Origin of the sequence: Luteitalea pratensis, assembly GCF_001618865.1 — a bacterium.
GTDB classification, from domain to species: domain Bacteria; phylum Acidobacteriota; class Vicinamibacteria; order Vicinamibacterales; family Vicinamibacteraceae; genus Luteitalea; species Luteitalea pratensis.
Map to the genome: position 1 here is coordinate 1,205,756 of NZ_CP015136.1, position 18,141 is coordinate 1,223,896.

At 67.9% G+C, this 18,141-nt stretch carries 16 protein-coding genes; 6 read left to right on the forward strand and 10 right to left on the reverse strand.

Going from position 1 to position 18,141, the window contains the following annotated elements; all coding sequences use genetic code 11:
* Positions 1-103: 103 nt before the first annotated feature.
* Both LuPra_RS05045 and LuPra_RS05050 read left to right on the forward strand, forming a co-directional pair.
* Positions 104-661, forward strand: coding sequence for a dihydrofolate reductase family protein (locus LuPra_RS05045; RefSeq protein WP_110169743.1), 558 nt, complete (start codon positions 104-106; stop codon positions 659-661).
* Positions 662-665: 4 nt separating this feature from the next.
* Positions 666-2,339: an ankyrin repeat domain-containing protein gene (locus LuPra_RS05050; RefSeq protein ID WP_157898757.1), complete on the forward strand. Its 1,674-nt coding sequence runs from the start codon at positions 666-668 to the stop codon at positions 2,337-2,339.
* A 33-nt stretch (positions 2,340-2,372) separates the two neighbouring features.
* On the opposite strand, the gene yhbY is transcribed toward LuPra_RS05050, so the two are convergent.
* Positions 2,373-2,699, reverse strand: coding sequence for a ribosome assembly RNA-binding protein YhbY (gene yhbY, locus LuPra_RS05055; protein WP_234800728.1), 327 nt, complete (start codon positions 2,697-2,699; stop codon positions 2,373-2,375).
* Positions 2,700-2,950: 251 nt separating this feature from the next.
* On the opposite strand from yhbY, the gene LuPra_RS05060 reads away from it, so the two are divergent.
* The 3 genes from LuPra_RS05060 to LuPra_RS05070 all read left to right on the forward strand — a co-directional run bounded on the left by LuPra_RS05060 (position 2,951) and on the right by LuPra_RS05070 (position 7,139).
* Positions 2,951-4,753 carry a sodium:solute symporter family protein gene (locus LuPra_RS05060; RefSeq protein WP_110174531.1) on the forward strand — a complete coding sequence of 601 codons (1,803 nt, stop codon included), beginning with the start codon at positions 2,951-2,953 and terminating at the stop codon, positions 4,751-4,753.
* Between the two features lie 312 nt (positions 4,754-5,065).
* Positions 5,066-6,118, forward strand: coding sequence for a ScyD/ScyE family protein (locus LuPra_RS05065; protein WP_157898758.1), 1,053 nt, complete (start codon positions 5,066-5,068; stop codon positions 6,116-6,118).
* 238 nt (positions 6,119-6,356) lie between these two features.
* The gene (locus LuPra_RS05070; RefSeq protein ID WP_110169746.1) at positions 6,357-7,139 is read left to right on the forward strand and encodes a 3-keto-disaccharide hydrolase; all 783 of its coding nucleotides are present in this window, start codon (positions 6,357-6,359) and stop codon (positions 7,137-7,139) included.
* Positions 7,140-7,257: 118 nt separating this feature from the next.
* Here LuPra_RS05070 and LuPra_RS05075 read toward each other — a convergent pair whose 3' ends face one another.
* A complete protein-coding gene (locus tag LuPra_RS05075) occupies positions 7,258-7,515 on the reverse strand; it encodes a DUF2164 domain-containing protein (protein ID WP_110169747.1) in 258 nt (85 codons plus the stop codon).
* Positions 7,516-7,627: 112 nt separating this feature from the next.
* The gene (locus tag LuPra_RS05080) at positions 7,628-8,641 is read right to left on the reverse strand and encodes a methyltransferase (protein ID WP_110169748.1); all 1,014 of its coding nucleotides are present in this window, start codon (positions 8,639-8,641) and stop codon (positions 7,628-7,630) included.
* A 255-nt stretch (positions 8,642-8,896) separates the two neighbouring features.
* Here LuPra_RS05080 and LuPra_RS05085 point away from each other — a divergent pair, with 255 nt between their 5' ends.
* Entirely contained in the window at positions 8,897-10,918 is a 2,022-nt protein-coding gene (locus tag LuPra_RS05085; RefSeq protein WP_110169749.1) for a beta-L-arabinofuranosidase domain-containing protein, read from the forward strand.
* 147 nt (positions 10,919-11,065) lie between these two features.
* Here LuPra_RS05085 and LuPra_RS05090 read toward each other — a convergent pair whose 3' ends face one another.
* The 7 genes from LuPra_RS05090 to LuPra_RS05115 all read right to left on the reverse strand — a co-directional run bounded on the left by LuPra_RS05090 (position 11,066) and on the right by LuPra_RS05115 (position 18,124).
* On the reverse strand, positions 11,066-11,833 hold the full coding sequence (locus tag LuPra_RS05090; protein WP_110169750.1) for a response regulator transcription factor: 768 nt from the start codon (positions 11,831-11,833) through the stop codon (positions 11,066-11,068).
* Entirely contained in the window at positions 11,833-12,726 is an 894-nt protein-coding gene (locus tag LuPra_RS05095; protein WP_110169751.1) for a sensor histidine kinase, read from the reverse strand. The genes LuPra_RS05090 and LuPra_RS05095 overlap by 1 nt, the downstream gene beginning before the upstream one ends.
* Before the next feature lie 150 nt (positions 12,727-12,876).
* Entirely contained in the window at positions 12,877-13,797 is a 921-nt protein-coding gene (locus LuPra_RS05100) for an acyl-CoA desaturase (RefSeq protein WP_110169752.1), read from the reverse strand.
* 90 nt (positions 13,798-13,887) lie between these two features.
* Positions 13,888-14,181 carry a hypothetical protein gene (locus LuPra_RS32985; protein ID WP_234800729.1) on the reverse strand — a complete coding sequence of 98 codons (294 nt, stop codon included), beginning with the start codon at positions 14,179-14,181 and terminating at the stop codon, positions 13,888-13,890.
* Positions 14,181-14,546, reverse strand: a complete 366-nt coding sequence (locus tag LuPra_RS32990; RefSeq protein WP_234800730.1) for a DUF998 domain-containing protein — start codon at positions 14,544-14,546, stop codon at positions 14,181-14,183. The genes LuPra_RS32985 and LuPra_RS32990 overlap by 1 nt, the downstream gene beginning before the upstream one ends.
* 128 nt (positions 14,547-14,674) lie before the next feature.
* The gene (locus LuPra_RS05110) at positions 14,675-16,537 is read right to left on the reverse strand and encodes a PQQ-binding-like beta-propeller repeat protein (protein WP_110169753.1); all 1,863 of its coding nucleotides are present in this window, start codon (positions 16,535-16,537) and stop codon (positions 14,675-14,677) included.
* Between the two features lie 12 nt (positions 16,538-16,549).
* Complete coding sequence (locus tag LuPra_RS05115) at positions 16,550-18,124, reverse strand: PQQ-binding-like beta-propeller repeat protein (RefSeq protein WP_234800731.1); 1,575 nt, start codon at positions 18,122-18,124, stop codon at positions 16,550-16,552.
* Positions 18,125-18,141 lie beyond the last annotated feature (17 nt).

The window sequence follows — 18,141 nt, forward strand, 5'->3', positions numbered from 1 at the left end:
CAAGGCTACGGTGGACAAGTCAGGTCGACGGAAGTGCTGTCAGTCGCACGCCGGGCACGTCGTCATCATGAGCGGGAACTGGTTCCCGGCATGTGAGGTAGCGATGCGCAGGATCGCGGTCTTCGACAACGTCTCGCTGGACGGATACTTCACCGACGCCAACGGCGACATGAGCTGGGCGCACAAGCACGACGAGGAGTGGAATGCCTTCGCGAGCAGCAACGCGGGGGGCGACGGTGCGCTGCTGTTCGGCAGGGTGACCTACGACATGATGGCGGCGTTCTGGCCGACACCTCAGGCGGCGCAGATGCTCCCCGCCGTTGCCGCGGGGATGAACGCGATGCCGAAGTACGTCTGCTCGCGTTCGCTCGACCGCGCCGACTGGCAGAACACGACGCTGCTGAAGGGCGACCTGGTGACCGAGATCACGCGCCTGCGTGCGCAGCCCGGACCGGACCTGGTCATCCTCGGCAGCGGCAGCATCGTCTCCCAGCTCGCGGAGGCTCGACTGATCGATGAGTACCAGCTGGTGGTGTGCCCAGTCGTGCTCGGCAGGGGACGCACGTTGTTCGAGACCGTGCAGGCCCGGCAACCGCTCACGTTGACGCGGTCGCGCGCCTTCGCCAACGGCAACGTCGTGCTTTGGTACCATCCGGCCTGACGTGGTGCTGCCTGCGCTGATCCGGCCGATCGAGCTGCGGCCGGGAGCGACCCGCGAACTCCCGGATGGCACGCGCGTGCCATCCGACGACGTCTACGCGATGTTCGAGGCCGCGCGGGTCGGTGATCTCGAGCGCGTACGCGCGCTGGTTGCCGACGTGCCCGGCCTTGCGACGGTCGAGTACAACTACACACCGCCGATCCATTTCGCGGTGCGCGAGGGGCATGCGGGCATCGTCCAGTTCCTGCTCGCGCACGGCGCCGACCCCGCGTATCGCAGTTACCCCTTCCAGGAGTCGCTGCTGCAGTTTGCCGAGGACCGCGGTCACTCGGACGTGGCGGCGATCCTGCGCGACCCGCTCTCGCGCCGCTTTCCACTGGCGCCGGGAACGGCACCGCTGATCGAGGCGGCTCGCAAGGGCGACCTCGAGGCAGTGCGTGCGGAACTGGCTCGCGATCCCGACCTCGCGCACGTGTCCAATGAGACCGGCGACACGCCGCTGTTGCAGGCGGCGCACAAGGGGCACCTGGACGTCGTTCTCGCGCTGCTCGCTGCCGGGGCCAATCCGGATGCCACGCGCGCCGACGGCACCCGTCCGATCCATGCCACGTTGATGCCGGACTGGCGCAGCCGCGTCCCGGAGGATCGGAAGGCGGCCATCGCCGATGCGCTGCTGGCGCGCGGCGTGCGCTACACCATGCTGGTCGCTGCCCTGCGTGGCGACATCACCTGGATGCGTCAGGAGCTGGCGCGCGATCGATCGTCCACCTTCGCCAAGGCTGCGGCGGACACGCTCGCGAACGATGAGGACACCTGCCATCAGCGGCCGCTGTCGGCGGCCGCCGGCAGAAACGACATGGAGATGGTGCGGCTGCTCCTCGAGCACGGCGCCGACCCGAACCTGCCCGAAGAAGGTGCTCCCCGCGGCCAGGCCCTGTTCCGCGCGGTCCTGCATCGTCACGAGGCGATCGTGCCGCTGCTGCTCGCGCATGGCGCCGATCCCAACGCGATGGTCGAGTCGGGCGGCACGCCCATGGAACATGCGCGGCACGATCCTGCGATGCTCGCGCTGCTGAAGGCCCACGGCGGCGTGGTGCCCGACGACGAACGGAACCACCTGGAGCGGCTCATCGAGGCCAACGATCTCGACGCCCTCGAGCGCGAGATCCTGGCCAACCCCAGGCTGGCCACCTTCGACGATGCGTCATGGGGCGATGGTGTCCTCGCCGGCCCTGCGCACTCGGGCAACCATGCGCTGATCGCGTTGCTGATCAAACTGGGCGCGCGCGTGCCCCTCATGTCGAAGTGGGCGCCGTACTACTACTTCAAGCACGAGGCGACGGCCGCATTCCTGCTCGATCACGGGATGGATCCGAACCACATGAACTGGCACCGGCTGACGCTGCTGCATCACATGGCGGCCGAAGGCGAGCTGGGGAAGGCGCGCCTGCTGGTGGATCACGGCGCCGCCATCGATGCGATCGACGAGGAGTACCAGTCGACGCCGCTGGGCCTCGCGGCACGCCGGGGCCAGCGCATACTGGTCGAATTCCTGCTGACGCGCGGCGCACATCCTCAGGCGGCGGGAGCGTCGTGGGCCACGCCGTTGTCGTGGGCGCGCCGCTACGGCCATGGCGACATCGCCGACGTGCTGCTGGCCGCCGGCGCGACGTCCTGAGCCCCTGAGACCTGAGACCTGAGACCTGAGACATCAGGCATGAGGCATTAGTTCCGGCCGCGGCCGCCACAGGATCAGCACGCGGCCCACGCGCTGCACGACGGCCGCTCCCGTCCGGACGGAAATCGCCTCGGCATGGGCGACACGGGCATCGCGATCGCCTTCGCCGATCTTCACCTTGATCAGTTCATGCGCCTCGAGCGCGCGATCGATCTCGGCCACCATCGCGTCTGTCACACCGGCGTGGCCGACCCGGACCACCGGCTCGAGCGCATGTGCGCGGGCCTTCAGGGCGGCACGCTCGCGCGTGGTCAGGGAGGGTGCGGGCCGGGGCGAGACGGGATCGGGCATGTCGGTCATCCAGCAGGGATCCTACGCCAGCCCCCGCAGCGTAAAAAGGTGAGAAGGAAAATTGAGAAAGGGCAAAACGGCAGAACCGAAGCGCAAAGAGGGAAGACCGACGGCTGAAGGGTCGGACAGAAGGCTCGGCCTTTGAAGTTCCCACGGCAGTCGCGCGCGCACCTGGCATCGCGGGTAGGATTGCGGAGCACTCAACCCATCAGGGCGGAGCGGCGTGGGCCGCCACCCAGATGCAGGAGCCGGAGAGCCTCATGCAGCTTGCGACGATCGACTGGCTGATCCTGGCCGCCACCCTGGCGGTCTGCTTCGCGCCAGCCCTGTTCTTCGGGCGGCGTGCCGGCACGAGCACGTCGGAATTCTTTGCCTCCGGTCGATCGGTGCCATGGTGGCTGGCGGGCCTGTCGATGGTCGCCACGACGTTCAGCAGCGACACGCCGAACCTGGTGACCGACATCGTCCGCCGCAATGGCGTGGCCGGCAACTGGGTGTGGTGGGCCTTCGTCCTCACCGGCGTCTCCACCGTGTTCTTCTACGCGCGCCTGTGGCGGCGGTCCGGTGTGCTCACCGACCTCGAGTTCTACGAGGTCCGCTACTCGGGCACCGCGGCCGGCGTGGTACGCGGGTTCCGCGCGCTGTACCTCGGCTTCTTCTTCAACTGCATGATCATGGCCACGGTGAACCTGGCCGCATGCAAGATCGCGGCGATCCTCTTCGGGCTCGAGCGATGGCAGACACTGGCGATGGTCGGCGTGCTGAACGTGGCGTTTGCCGCCCACTCAGGTCTCTGGGGCGTGCTGGTCATCGACATGATCCAGTTCTTCATCAAGATGACCGCGGTGATCGCCGCCGCCTACTTCGCGCTGCACGCGCCAGGCGTTGGTGGGCTCGACGGACTGATCACGCAACTCTCCACACGGCGCGGGCCGGGGGGCATCGACTACCTTGCGGTGCTGCCGGACTTCACGAGCAACTGGGACCTGGCGGTCGCCGTGTTCATCATGCCCATCGCCGTCCAGTGGTGGGCGGTGTGGTATCCCGGCGCCGAGCCGGGCGGCGGCAGTTACATCGCCCAGCGCATGCTCGCGTCCAAGTCGGAAAAGGATGCGCTGGGCGCGGTCCTCTTCTTCAACGTCGCGCATTACGTCCTGCGCCCGTGGCCGTGGATCCTCGTCGGCCTCGCATCGATCATCGTGTATCCGGAACTCTCGGACATCAGCGCTGCCTTCCCCAACCTCGATCCGCGGCTGCTCGGACACGACATCGCGTATCCGGCGATGCTGAAGTTCCTGCCGGCCGGGTTCGTCGGCCTGATGGTCGGTGGCCTCGTCGCGGCCAACTCGTCGACGATCCTCACGCACCTGAACTGGGGTGCTTCGTACCTCGTGCACGATTTCTATCGGCGATTCGTCAGGAAGGACGCCGCCGAAGCGCATTACGTGCTGGTCGGGCGGCTGGCCACCATCCTGCTGTTCGTCTGTTCGTCGGCAACGGTATACCTGCTGGACACGGCCAAGGATGCCTTCGACGTCATCCTGCAGGTGGGCGCCGGCACCGGGCTGCTGTACCTGGTGCGATGGTTCTGGTGGCGGGTCAACGCCTGGTGCGAGGTTGCGGCGATGGCCAGCTCGTTCCTGGTGTCGGTCGGCTTCCTGGCCATGGCTCGTGCCGGGTCGCCGGTGAGCACCCACATTGCGCTCGTCCTCACCGTCGCGGTCACGACCATCTGCTGGGTGGTGACGGCGTTTGTCACGCCGCCCACCGATCGTGACGTGCTGATTGCGTTCTATCGCAAGGTCCGTCCGGTGGGTCCGGGCTGGAAACCGATCCGCGACATCGTCGGCGTCGATGCCAATGCGCATGCCGCTCGCGACAGCATCCCGCTCGGGTTACTGGGCTGGTCAGCGGGCAGCGCGATGATCTGGTCGGCCCTGTTCGCCGTCGGCAACGTTCTTTATGGGCGCCACCTGCAGGCGGGCGTGCTGATCGTCACCTGCCTCATGTGCACGGGCATCGTGCTCTGGGTCATGCGCCAGCAATGGCCAGATAACGCCTGACGCCTAACGCCTAGTGCTTGATGCTTGACGCTGGACGCTGGACGCTGGACGCTGGACGCTTGACGCTTGACGCTTGACCACTGGCCTGCCAGGGCGCTTGGTTTCACGCGTGACGCCTCGCGTTTCTCGTCTCACGTCCAGTAAGTTCCGAGCGTAGTCAGCGTGTCGCGTGGCGGTGTACGCTTACGCGACTTTGACCACGATGGTGATGCCCACCGGTCCCTGGAGGCCAGTGGGCGTGGCCGTGTCGGCCTGTGCAGATCGCACTCCGCGTCCTGCCTGGGCGACCGCCCTGTGGTGACTGGAGGATCCGTGACGAGAGAACGCAGCGGCATGTGGCAAGTCGGTGTGGCAACGGCGTGGGCATGGACATGCCTGGCGGGGGTGGGACTTGCGCAGCCCACCGTCGTGATGCGCGGCCTCGACAACCCGCGTGGGCTCGCATTCGGCCCCGAAGGTGCGCTGTACGTGGCCGAAGCCGGCCGCGGGGGGGACGGGCCGTGCGGCACGACAGGAACCGGCGCCACCGCCTGTGTCGGCGACAGTGGCGCCATCTCCCGGCTCTGGAAGGGCGAGCAGTCGCGCATGGTCTCGGGCCTGCCATCGTCCGCGCCGGTCAGCGGCGCCGAGGCGAGCGGCCCCCAGAACATTGCGTTCCTTGGACGCGGCGGCAGCTGCGTGACGTTCGGATTGGGGGGCGGTCCCACGTACCGCGCCGCCCTGGGTGAGGCAGGCGAAGCCCTGGGCACGCTCGTGCGGATGTCGGCGAGCGGCCAGTGGAAGGTTCAGGCCGATTTGGTCGCGTACGAGATGGCGAACAATCCCGCCGGCGGGATCATCGACTCCAATCCCTTCGGAGCGCTCGCGGTGCCCGCGGGGTGCGTCGTCACCGACGCCGGCAGCAATACCCTGCTCGGCGTCGCGGCCAATGGCGCGATCGAAACGCTGGCCGTCTTCCCATCGCGTCCAAACGCCTCGACTGACGCAGTTCCCACTGGTGTCGTGATCGGACCCGACGGCGCCTACTACGTCAGCCAGCTCACGGGAGCGCCGTTCACCACGGGCGCGGCCAACGTGTATCGCGTCGTGCCTGGAGAGGCGCCGACGGTCTACCGCTCCGGTTTCAAGACCATCACGGACCTCGCGTTCGCCTCCGATGGCAGCTTGTACGTCGTCGAAGTGGCCAGCGGACCGGGCCTGTCGATGCCGGGCCGCCTGCTTCGGGTGAACCCCGACGACACCCGCGTGCCGGTGCTCATCGGGCTCGACCGGCCGACGTCGGTCGCCATCGGACCCGACGGCGCCATCTACGTGACCAACCACGGCAGCTCACCCGGCATCGGGGAAGTGTTGCGGGTGCAGTAACGCCTGACGCCTGACGCCTGACGCCTAACGCCTCCCGCTTGGCGCCTGACGCCTGCGGTTCGTCGCAAGTCTCAAGTCTCAAGTCTCAAGTCTCACGTCTGAGACCTGAGACCTGAGACCTGAGACCTGAGACCTGAGACCTGAGACCTGAGACCTGAGCCGTTAGCCTGCAGGCTGTAGGCCGCAGCCCTTTGGCGTTAGGCGTTAGGCGTTAGCATGGGCCCGGAGGGCTCTGCGCATGCATGTTCGTTCGACGATGGCCGCGGCTGCGGTGGTGGCATTCCTCACTCTGGGCGCTGCTCATGACGCGTCGGCGCAGGCCACTGCGCCGAAGCCGCGGGCAGGTTTCACGGTGCTGTTCAACGGCAAGGACCTGAGCGGCTGGCGTGGCCGGCCGGGTGGCGGCGGCGTGTTCAGCCCGTACGTGGAGGCCAAGTTCACGCCCGAGGAACGTGCCGCCAAGCAGGCCGAGTGGAACGCCGATCGTGACCTGCATTGGAGTGTCGACGCCGCGACCGGTGAACTCGTCTCCGACGGCAAGGGCGTGCACCTCGCCACCGAGAAGCCGTACGGCGACTTCGAGTTCCACGTCGACTGGAAGCTGACGCAGCCGGGCGGCGACTCCGGGATCTATCTGCGCGACTATCCACAGGTCCAGATCTGGGATCCCAACAGCGCCCGCGAGAAGAAGAATGGCGCCGACAAGGGATCGGGCGGCCTCTGGAACAACAATCCGGACAATCCGGGCCGTTTCCCGCTCGCGCTTGCCGACAAGCCGATCGGGGAGTGGAACACGATGCAGATCAAGATGGTCGGCACGCGTGTCTGGGTGACGCTCAACGGCACGCCGGTCGTCGTCGGCCAGGTGCTCGACAACTTCTTCGAACGGACGCAGCCGGTGTTGCCGACCGGCTCGATCGAGCTGCAGACGCACGGGTCCGAGGTCCGGTTCCGCAACGTCTACGTGCGCGAGATTCCCGAGAAGGAAGGCAAGACACTGCTGGCCACCGTGTCGAAGTAGATCGGGCCGGTCGCGCGATGCACCCTCGCCCTTGCTGGACGACGCGATCGCACGCGGCGACACGGGCCTGACCGCAGGCGCCGGCATCGCGAGCATGAGACCACAGGAGTGATGGGGGCTATCGCCCGTCGTCCTGCTCGGTAATCTCGCCCTCGATGTCGGCCAGTTTCTCCTGCAGGAATCCGGTCGCGTCTTTCACGCCCTGGTTGTAGACGGGCGGACCGAGGTGGCGCACGAAGAAGTCGACGAGGCCCTCGGCGCGGAAGGCGCTGAGCGGCTCGTCGAACTCGTCCTCGAAATGGCGCTGCAGCGCCGCGAGCAGCGATGCGCGGCGTTCGGGCGACAGGCGGATGCGCTGAGGCGACCTTGGAGGCATGCTTCAGGATACCGGGGACGGCCGGCCCCGAACCGCGGGGCTGTACCGGTCTTGGGTGCTTGCCCGGTGCCCGGAACCCGGAACCCGGTGCCCGACCACCATGACACGGCCGTTACTTGATGCCGATCACCATCGAGTCGGGGCCGACGAGTGGTTCGACTCGTGTCGACGTGAAGCCGGCCTCGCGCATCCACGCCGCGCAATCGGCGCCGGTGTAGTCGAATCCGCCGGGCGTCTCGATCAGCATGTTGAGGCTCATGAGCAGGCCGAAGGCACTCTTCGACCGATCGTCGTCGATGATCGACTCGTAGACGATCAGCGCGCCGCCGGCGGGAATCGCTGCATACGCCTTGCGAATCAGCCTGTGCTTCTGGGCCAGGTCCCAGTCGTGCAGGATGTGACCCATCATCATGACGTCGGCCTTCGGCAGGTCGTCGGTGAAGAAACTGCCCGGGGCGAACGTGAGCCGGTCCGCGACGCCGGATGCCTTCGCGTAGTCCTCGAAGATGGGCGCCACCTCGGGCAGGTCGAAGCCCTGGCCCGTCAGGTGCGGGTGGGCCGCGGCGACCTGCACGGCGAGGTCACCCTGCGCCGTGCCGACATCGACGAACGTCGCGTGGTCCTTCCACGGAAACTGACGAGCGATCGCCATGTTGGCGCCCCGGCTGAGACCCGACATGGCGGACAGGAACTCCCGCAGCCTCGCGGGATCGGCGTAGAGACCCTCGAAGAGCCCCGGTGAACCCAGCTTCATCTCGTTCTGCGGCAAGCCGGTGCGCAGCGCCTCGGTGAGGTGCCCCCAGAACGGATACAGCCGGTGGTTGGCCATCTCGAGCATGCCGCCGACGTAGCTCGGTTTCTGCCGATCGAGGAAGAGGTCCGCGTCGGCTGTATTGGCGTAGGTATCACCGCTGCGGGTCAGGAAGCCTATGGCAACCAGGGCATCCAGAAAATCGCGCGCCGACCGCGGATGCAGGCCCAGCCGCCCCGACAGCGCGGCGAAGGGTTCCGGTCCACGTGCCAGCTCGGTGAAGACCCCCATTTCGATGGCGCTCAGCAATGTCTTGGAAGCCCAGAATGCCAGGCCGGTCTGCAGGATGCGTTCGGGGTTCAACGACTCTGACACGAGGTAGCCTCCAGTTCGCGCCCAAACGCCCGAGCGCTCGAATGACGATGCGCGGGCATCCTAGCTGAAAAATCAGATCGGCGAACTCGTCGCGCTCGCGCGTCGCCATCCAGTGAACATGGCCTGTCCCCGGTGCGGCAATCCAGCCGACGAATCTGCGGAGACCTGTCCGTCCTGCCAGGACGGGGCGTCAAGACAGCTTGATTCTTCAAGGAGGCGAGACGCACCGACGCAGGCGCAGCAATAATCACGCCCATGAACCGCCGAAACTTCCTGGCCGGCGTGGCTGGTGCCGCGGTTGTCGGTCCGACGCTGACCGCTCAGACCGGAACGGCTCCTGCAGCGGGGCGTGCAGAAGGCGATCTCGCGGCGCCGCACTTCAGGCCACTGCCGCTGGGGACCATCCAGCCGGCCGGGTGGCTGCGTCGCCAGTTGCAGATTCAGGCAGACGGGCTCACGGGTCACCTTGACGAGTTCTGGCCCGACGTCGCCCGCAGTCGCTGGTTCGGCGGCGAGGCCGAGGGCTGGGAGCGGGCGCCGTACTGGCTCGATGGCGCCATTCCTCTCGCCTGGCAACTTCGCGACACTGCGTTGCAGGCGCGCATCACGACGTACGTCGACCACATCGTCACGCACCAGCGCAAAGACGGCTGGTACGGGCCCTACCCGCTCGACGCCGTCGCCACCCGCTACGACATGTGGGCGATCCTGCTGGCCAACAAGGTGCTGGCGCAGTATCACGAGGCGACGGGCGATGCCCGTGTCCTGGAGGCCGTCACCCGTAGCGTTCGGGCAATGGCCGCGGGACTGTCGCGCACGCCACTCTACGACTGGGGACGTTTCCGCTGGTACGAAGGACTGGTGCCCATCTTCCATGTGTACGAGCGGAGCCGGGAGCCGTGGCTGCTCGACCTGGCGCGGACGCTGCGTACGCAAGGCGTGGACTTCTCCCGCGTGTTCGCTTCGGGCGACATCGCGATCCCGACGCCGCGCCGCGGCCTGTGGACCTGGACCCGGCACGTCGTCAATCTCGCGATGGCCACCAAGGCGGCCGCGCTCTCCTGGCGACTCGATCAGCGCCCTGAGGATCGCGCGTTCGCGACGGAGATGATCGAGACACTGGACCGCCATCACGGGCAGGTCAACGGCATGTTCTCGGGCGACGAATGCGTGTCGGGCCGCAACCCGCTGCAAGGCACCGAACTCTGCGCCGTCGTCGAGTTCATGTACTCGCTCGAGCACCTCTTCGCGGTGTTCGGCACGGTGGCCTTCGCCGATCGGCTCGAACGCGTGGCCTTCAACGCCCTGCCGGCGACGATTGCTCCCGATGGCTGGTCGCACCAGTACGACCAGCAGGTCAACCAGGCGCAGTGCACGATCAACCCCGAACACGGCTGGTCCACCAACGGGCCGGAGTCGAACCTGTTCGGTCTCGAGCCGAATTACGGCTGCTGCACGTCGAACATGCACCAGGGCTGGCCCAAGTTCGTGGCGCACGCGTGGATGCGCAGCGCGGACGACGGGCTGGTGGCGGCGGCCTGGGGGCCGTGCGAGCTGTCGACGACCGTTCGTGACGTGCCGGTGACGGTATCGGTCGTCACCGACTATCCCTTCCGCGAGGAGATTACCGTGACCGTGGCGGCCGGCCGCCCGGTACGGTTCCCTCTCCACTTGCGGGTTCCGGCGTGGGCCGACGGTGCGTCGCTGCGTGTGGCGAACGGGGCGACGCAACCGCTCGCCGCGGGCACGTTGCACCGTCTCGAGCGCACGTGGCCGGCATCCACGACGGTGATGCTGCGGTTGCCGATGACACCGCGCGTGACGGAGCGCTACCACCGCGCCTTGTCCATCGAGCGCGGGCCGCTGGTCTATGCGCTGAAGATCGGTGAGCAGTGGACGCGCGTGAACGCGGCGGCGCCGCATCGCGAGCCACCGCATGCCGACTACGAGGTGCGCCCGACCACGCCCTGGAACTATGGCCTCGTGCTCGACCCGGCCCATCCCGAGGCATCGCTGTCGTTCGACGAACGCCCGATCGGGGCGCAACCATTCTCGCCTGACGGCGCCGGCATGGTGGCCTCGGTGCCGGCGCGGCGCATCCCCGATTGGAAGCTTGCACACGGGTGGGCGGCCGAGATGGCCATCCCCGAGCGCGACTGGTCCGATCCGGCCCGGCCGGTCACGACCGAGCCGCAGGAGACCGTGACACTGATTCCTTACGGGTGCACGAACCTGCGGATCGCGGAGTTCCCGCGATTGCCACCGCCGCGCGCCTGATCTCGTGTGGCGGTCGGCACCAACCGCGAAGTCGAGCAACCGTCGAGCTGAAGGTCGACGGCTACGGAAATTGAAGGTTGACGGCGACGGGTAACTGAAGGTCGACGGTTACGGGCCGCGTGCGCGCGCGCATGTAGCGGCCGACCTTCAGGTCGGCCGACGATGGCGTTCGGCGCCCGGCGCTTCGGTCCGCCCGGGGTCGTCCGGCTCCGCGATGAACCGGTAACCTCGCCCCCGCACGGTGATCACGTGCCGCGGCTTGGAAGGGTCCTCATTCAGGAAGCGGCGCAACCGGACGATGAAGTTGTCGATGGCGCGGGTGTCGGTGTCCTCGTGCAGGTCCCAGACGTCCTCGAGGATCGCCTTGCGCGACACGACCTTGCCGGCGTTCTGCAGCAGGTACTGCAGCAGGTCTGCCTCCATGGCCGTCAGGTGATACGGCATGGTCCCGACGCGCAGTTCGAGTGTCGACGGATCGAACGTGTTACCGCCAAAGGTGTAGACCTCGGGAGCGCGTTCCGGTGGTGCAGGCGCGCTGCGCGCCCACGTGCTGCGGCGCAGCAGGCTGCGCATGCGCGCCAGAAGGATCGGCAACTCGAATGGCTTGGGCAGGTAGTCGTCCACGCCGGCGTCGAAGCCCTGCAGCACGTCCTCGGGGCGGCCGCGAGCCGTCAGCATCAGGATCGGGACGTAATCGCCACGCGCCCGCAACTCGCGCGCGACCTCGAAGCCATTCTTGCCGGGCAGCATGACGTCGAGCAGCACGGCGTCGAACATGCCCGTCTCGCCGCCGAGGCGCGTGAGGGCCGTCTCGCCGTCGCCGGCCACGTCCACCTCGTGCCCGTCCGCCTCGAGGTTGAAGCGCAGGCCCATCGCGAGGTGGGGCTCGTCCTCCACCACCAGCAGGCGTGCCATCAGGTCCGCACCATCCGCGGCAGTTCGATCGTGAACGTCGAGCCCCGGCCCTCGCCGTCGCTCGTCGCGGACACGCGCCCGCCGTGCTGCCGGACGATCGATCGCACGATGTAGAGACCGAGCCCGGTCCCCTTCACCTTCGACCCGCGCCACTGGAAGCGGTGGAACCGCCGGAAGATGCGTTTGAGCTGCGCGTGCGGAATGCCGACGCCCTGATCCGAGACACGGACGCGCACCAGTTCGTCTTCCGGCACGCTCACCTCGATCGCGACCCGTACCTGATCGCGCGAGTACTTGACGGCGTTGTCGAGCAGGTTCGAGAGCACGCTGCGCAGTTCGTCGGCGTCGCCGTTGACGAAGGCCTCGTCGGGCGTCGCCTCGGCCATTGTCAGTGCCTCCGGCGTGAGGTGGTGGCGCAGGCGCGCGACTTCGAGCACCTCCCCGACGAGTGCCGCCATGTCGACGGGACTTCGGTGAAGCAACCCGACGCGCTGGCTGGCCGCGCCGGCCTTGAGCACCTGTTCGACCGTCTGCTGCAGCCGGTCGGCGTCGGCCAGCATGGTGCGGTAGAAGTCCTCGCGCTGGGCCTCGGAGACCTCGCGCGACTGGAGCGTCTGCAGATAGAGCCGGATCGAGGCAATCGGCGTCTTCAGTTCGTGCGTGACCGCATTCAGGAACGCATCCTGCTGGTCGTTGCGATGCAGTTCGCGCACCAGGAACACGGTGTACACGATGATGCCGGCGATGATCAGCGCAAAGGCCACGACGCCGAGCACGAGCGGCAGGAGGCTGCGCGCATTGACGTAGATCCACCCGATGTTGAGGGTGAGGGCCGCCGCCACGAGGACGACGCAGAGCGTCACGACGACGATCGTGGCAGTGCGGCGGGTCACGGGAGGATTCTATCGAACGCCGACCGCGGAACGCCGAACGCCGAGCCAGGAACTGCGGCAAGACGAAGGAAGAAGGCAGGGCCGGGCCCAAAAAAGTAAGGCCGGGCTGTTGCCAGCCCGGCCCCGGTTTCCATTCGTCCTGCCCGTGAACTACTCGAGCATCAACGGCTCGGCTGACGAGATGTCGACCGCGTCGTTGGTCTGCTGCGGCATGCGGTGGACGTGCTCGAGGCGGGCCACCTTGACGTCCCACACCAGACCGAGTGCGCGCAGGATGCTGATGTTGATGTAGTTGATGTCGATCTCGTACCAGGCGAGGCCATGACGCGCCGACACGGGGTGGGCGTGGTGGTTGTTGTGCCAGCCCTCGCCAAACGTGATCGCGGCCACCCACCAGAGGTTCGTGGAATCGTCCTTGGTCTTGAAGCGGCGCGAACCCCAGATGTGCGTCGCTGAGTTCACCAGCCAGGTCGCGTGCAGGCCGTAGGTCGTGCGGAAGAAGATGCCCCACAGCACGTACGGGATGCCGCCGAATGCCAGGAATGCGAGGCCCAGGACCACTTGCGGTATCCAGTGCCACTGGGTGAGCCACAGGTGGACCGGGTCCTTGCTCAGGTCCGGGACGTAACGGCGCAGCACCGCGGTGTCGTGGTGCATCGCCTTGCCCATGAAGATCCACCCCATGTGCGCCCAGAAGGTGCCTTCGCGAGGCGAGTGCGGGTCGCCTTCGTGGTCCGAGTGCTGGTGGTGGATGCGGTGGGTGGCCACCCAGAAGATGGGGCCGCCCTCGAGCGCGAGCGTGCCGCAGATCGTGAGGAAGTACTCCATCCACTTGGATGTCTTGTAGCCACGGTGCGTCAGCAGGCGGTGATACGCCATGCCGATCCCGAGGCTGCCGGCGACGAACCACATGATGACGGCTGACAGGATCGCGCCGAAATCGATGTAGAAGAACGCGGCGACGGCGCCAATGTGGAACGCCGTCATCGCGGTGATGGTGATCCAGTTGTAGCCGTGACCGGCGGCAGCCTTGCGGCCGTAAAGGGCAGTGACTTTGACAGGTGCACTCATGGAGAGCAAACGATGCCACGGCTGGCGCCGCCGCACTGTAATACTTCTGTAAGCGAGGCAAGAAACGTACTAGATCGCCCCGTCAGGCGATCAGAATGTGCCGGATTGCCCCAGCGCCTCGTCAGCGCCGCTCTCGCCTATCAGCCTGCGATGGACTGCCGCGTGCCAGATCCAGATCCATGCGACGGCGACGTAGAACCCGAGGATGATCGCTGGTGACGCCTGGCCGGATGCGATGGCGGCAAAGGCCACGAAGAACAGGACGCCGCTGAGCGCCGAGTACCTGGCCCACGTGCGGTGCCCGCGCGCGGCGAAGCGGCGCGCGAAGACGAAGCACGCGGCGATCAAGGCGTAGAACCCACTGCCGCCGCACACGAAGTGCATCAGCCCTGCGTGCTGAGCGTCGCCGCACCCATCGGCGTGCCCGGCGGGAAGCCCTGTCCCGGATCGGCCGGGAACACGCCGGCGCCGATCAGCCCGAGGCCGTAGACCGACAGCAGCAACGGTCCCCACGTGCCGCCACGCCCGGGGTGCAGGACGCGCCGCACGCCGATCGCGCCAGCGATCACCAGGACGCCCGCGATCAGGAAGTTCGCGACCTGAATCCATCCCAGGTCGCCGTTGGCCAACAGAATCAGGGCGTGGCGCCGCATGTCGAACCCCTCGCGCGTCCATGCCTGTCCGAACCCGACAAGCAGGTAGATCGGCCCGGCGGCCACACCGCAGGCAAGAAGGAGCCGTTCAGTCAATTGGATCCACAGCCCATGAGCTAAAGCGCCGTCGGCGAGAACCTCCACGGCCTTACCTTCCGCCATCGCGTGCCTCATAGAGGCGCCCCCGACCATCCTTCCAGGCCGGGCGGCTCGGGGAGCCGCCCCTACCTTCTTGAGGGAATCGCGTGGCGCTCGTCGTCGAAGCCGAAGGCGTGCAGCGTGCCGTCTTCGGTGCCCACGTAGACCTGCCCGAGTCCGCTCCACAGGCTGCCCGGCGACGCGGGGGTCGGCATCGCCCGACCGCTCGTCCAGAGACGCTTGCCGGTCGCGCCGTCGTAGGCGAGCAGCGTGGCGCCGTCTCCAGGCACGGCCCCCTTGGCTGGCGCGCCCGCGCCGAGCGCGAACACCACGCCATTCACGATCAAGGGCGTCGCTGGGGACACGAGGGAGCCCGAGGCCCACGCGGGCTCGAGCGACAGCGATCCCGCCGACTCGCGCACGGACAGGGCGACGATGGCACCGCGCACGGTTGCAGGACCGTTCGGCCGGGGTACCTGCGCGGCAGGCGGCCCGTCGATGGGCACAACAATCCAGGTCGCCCGGTCTCCTGTTGCCGTCGCGGCTGCGGTCGTCGTGGACGTGGTCGCGGTTGTCACGACCCCGGCACCTTGCTGCCACAGCGCGATTGCGTCACGACGCACCGATGCGCCCGTGCCGAAAACCGACGCCGATATGGCCAGCGGCGTCGCGTGATCGGCGCCACCGAGCGCCGCCGCGTCGAGCAGCACCACTCGACCGTCCTTCGTCGCGGCCGCGACGATCTCGCGGTCGCCCTGCCGGAACACGGAGGGCCCGGTCGCGAATTCGGCGTCCGGACGCGTGAACCAGTCCGTGACCGCAAGCGTCTTCGGGTCGAGCGCGACAATGGCGTTGGCCTTGCCGTCCCCGCTCACCGTACCAGCGCCAACCGCGGCCAGCAGCACGCCACTGGACGTCACTGCCACGGGCCCGACGATGGGGCCGCCGTTGGTCGCCCACGACACGACCGGTTTCGATTCGCTGGCGAGATCAATCGCCCACACACCGTCTGGCGTGCTGCCGCAACCGCCGGTCGTCGCCGCATACAGCGTGGTGCCAACCGCCACCGGAGCGGTCCAGCGCGCGCCGCGCGGAAGGAAGCTGGCCGGCGGTTGAAGGTCCTTGCCCGAGGCGAGACCGAGCACGCGCAGTCGGCCATCGCGGGCGATCACGTACACGACACCCGACGGGCGAGCCAACGTCGCGCGTGGACTCGGATCGGGCGGCGGGGCTCCAGGAATGACGTCTCCGGGACGGATCGTGGGCGTGGCCGAGACTGGTGCGGGTGTGCTCGACGCCTGTGCCGCGCCTCCTGCGGGCGCTGGTTGCGCTCCTGCGGCTGGAGTGTTGGCCGCTTGCGCGCCCGGGCCCGGAGCAGCGGCGCGCGCCGCTGCCTGCGCCTGCTGTCGCACCGTGTCTGCCGGCGCGCCTTCACCGGCGCGACCGAGCTGGCTGCGGTAGCCGACGCCAGGAGGGCCGGCGGGACGCGCCAAGGGGTTAGCCGTCGCTGACGCGTCGAGCGGCACGATGCGCGTCGCGGCTGCTGTCGCGGCGCCGGCACACGAGGGCAAGGCTGTGGCATCCCCGACGTCGAGCGTGCGCTGCCAGACGACGAAGGCGATGTCGTTGTCGAGCGCGTAGACGCGGTCGCCTGCACCGGTCACCACCGACATCGGCACGAACAGCGTGACGCCACTGGCGGTCACGCCCTGTCGGAAACCGCCGGACACGCCGGCGTCCGGGCCGAGCGCGGCCTGCCACTGCCGCGAGAAGCCCGTGCCCGCCATCGACTCGACGGAGATCTTGTCGTCGACGCGCACCCAGGACGTCCGCTGGGCGTCGGCGAGCGGCGCGAACCATCGTGTCCCGCCACGCCCGACCTGGGCGAGGCCGACGCTGCCCGCAAGGACGCAGGTAAGTGCGGCGAGAGGCCACCGGAAAGCACGCATGACGAATCCGTCCTAGCGAGGAATGCCGAAGCAGTAGAGCGTGCCGTCGAACGTCGCGATGTAGGCGCGGCCGTTGGCGACGGTGAGCCCGCTGAAGTGGTTCCAGGAGGTGATCTGGTCGCCACTCGACCAGAGTTGCTTGCCGGTGCGGCCATCGAGCGCATACATCGCCGCACGGCGCGAGCTGGCGATGCGGCGAACGGGCCCCGAGCTCAGGCCGCCGCCGTAGACCGGGCCGTCCGATTCGTCGAAACCCTTGTCGGGCAATACCTGCGAGGCGTCCTCGCCCGCGGCGTACGCGAACACGATGCCGTTGGCGATGACCACCTCCTCGGCCAGATCCATGTCGCGCGAGATCCAGGCCGGCACGAGACGCCATCCCTCCGGTCGTTGCCGCAGCGTGAACGCGGCCACGCCGCCGCCCTTCGGCCGCGCGTGCTCGATCGGTGCCTTGAAGGTGCGACTCACCGGCCCCCAGAACGGCGCCAGCACCCACTGCGTGCCGGCACTGTCCTTCCAGGCACCGAGCGCGCCCCAGATGCCCTGTCCGTCGAAAGCCTGCTGGTCGTTGCAGATGAGCGGCGTCGTGTGCAGCGTGGTGCGGTGATCCTCGCCGCCGAGCGCATCACGATCCAGCAGCCAGAGCCGGCACTCCTTGCTCGTGCCGACCAGGAACTTGCGTCCGCCATGGTCGAACGCGACCGGCGTGGTGTTGACGTCGAGGTCACGGCGCCATAGCCAGTTCGCGTTGGGCGCGCCGAAATAGTCGGCCAGCTGCAGCTGCTTCATGACGTCGAGCTTGACGCCGACGATGCCGTTGCCAAGGCGACGACTGAGCGGATCGAACATCGCGTCGCCAGTGCCGAGGAACACGCGGCCCTCGGCGTCGATGGCCGCGCCTCGTCGTCCCCACAAGCCACCACCCGAGGGGATGAACGCACTGACGACCCTGGAGGCGAGATCGAACGAGTAGAAGGCGTTGGTGAGCCCGCCACAGCCCTGCGCGGTCGCGGTGTAGATGACGCCCTTGTGCAGGTTGAGGGCGTATGGCTTGCCGCCGCCGGGGATGAAGAGTTCAGGCGGAGCGGCGTCCTTGCCGTCGGCCAGGTTCACCTGCCGCAGGCGGCCGTCCCACGAGACGGCGTAGATGGTGTAGGTGCCGGGCGAGATCTGCGTCATCGTCGGCACCGCCGTCTGGCCGCCGGGACAGAGCGTGTCGTCAGTGCGACCCTCGCTGGTCAGCGTGCTGTCGAAATGCCGGTGCCAGATCTCGCGGCCTGTTGCGACGTCGATGCCCCAGAGATCGTCGGAGACCCCCGCGACGACGGCGAGTTCACGCGGCCCATCCGCCGTATCGACGCGCTCGGCGACGAGCGGTGCGAACAGGTTGTGCATCGCGCGCGGCTTGCTGTCCAGCTTTGCCGTCCACTGCAGCGTCGTCGTGCCGACGTTGGCGGGCGTGAAGACCCGCTCGTCACGCAGCCAGCCCGTCCGCGCCGAGTCCACGCCCTCGGCCAGGAAGTCGGAGGCCAGCCCCGTGACTCCTGCCGAGACCAGCATCACCATCGTCAGCTTCGCAGCCCGCATGTCCCCTCGTTTCCCTG

Coding starts and splice junctions, on each gene's coding strand:
- yhbY (WP_234800728.1), bottom strand. CDS start 2,699: ATGACCGACATGCCCGATCCCGTCTCGCCCCGGCCCGCACCCTCCCTG.
- LuPra_RS05075 (WP_110169747.1), bottom strand. CDS start 7,515: ATGCCTCCAAGGTCGCCTCAGCGCATCCGCCTGTCGCCCGAACGCCGC.
- LuPra_RS05060 (WP_110174531.1), top strand. CDS start 2,951: ATGCAGCTTGCGACGATCGACTGGCTGATCCTGGCCGCCACCCTGGCG.
- LuPra_RS05110 (WP_110169753.1), bottom strand. CDS start 16,537: ATGCGTGCTTTCCGGTGGCCTCTCGCCGCACTTACCTGCGTCCTTGCG.
- LuPra_RS05045 (WP_110169743.1), top strand. CDS start 104: ATGCGCAGGATCGCGGTCTTCGACAACGTCTCGCTGGACGGATACTTC.
- LuPra_RS05085 (WP_110169749.1), top strand. CDS start 8,897: ATGAACCGCCGAAACTTCCTGGCCGGCGTGGCTGGTGCCGCGGTTGTC.
- LuPra_RS05090 (WP_110169750.1), bottom strand. CDS start 11,833: ATGGCACGCCTGCTGGTGGTGGAGGACGAGCCCCACCTCGCGATGGGC.
- LuPra_RS32985 (WP_234800729.1), bottom strand. CDS start 14,181: ATGCACTTCGTGTGCGGCGGCAGTGGGTTCTACGCCTTGATCGCCGCG.
- LuPra_RS05070 (WP_110169746.1), top strand. CDS start 6,357: ATGCATGTTCGTTCGACGATGGCCGCGGCTGCGGTGGTGGCATTCCTC.
- LuPra_RS05115 (WP_234800731.1), bottom strand. CDS start 18,124: ATGCGGGCTGCGAAGCTGACGATGGTGATGCTGGTCTCGGCAGGAGTC.
- LuPra_RS05100 (WP_110169752.1), bottom strand. CDS start 13,797: ATGAGTGCACCTGTCAAAGTCACTGCCCTTTACGGCCGCAAGGCTGCC.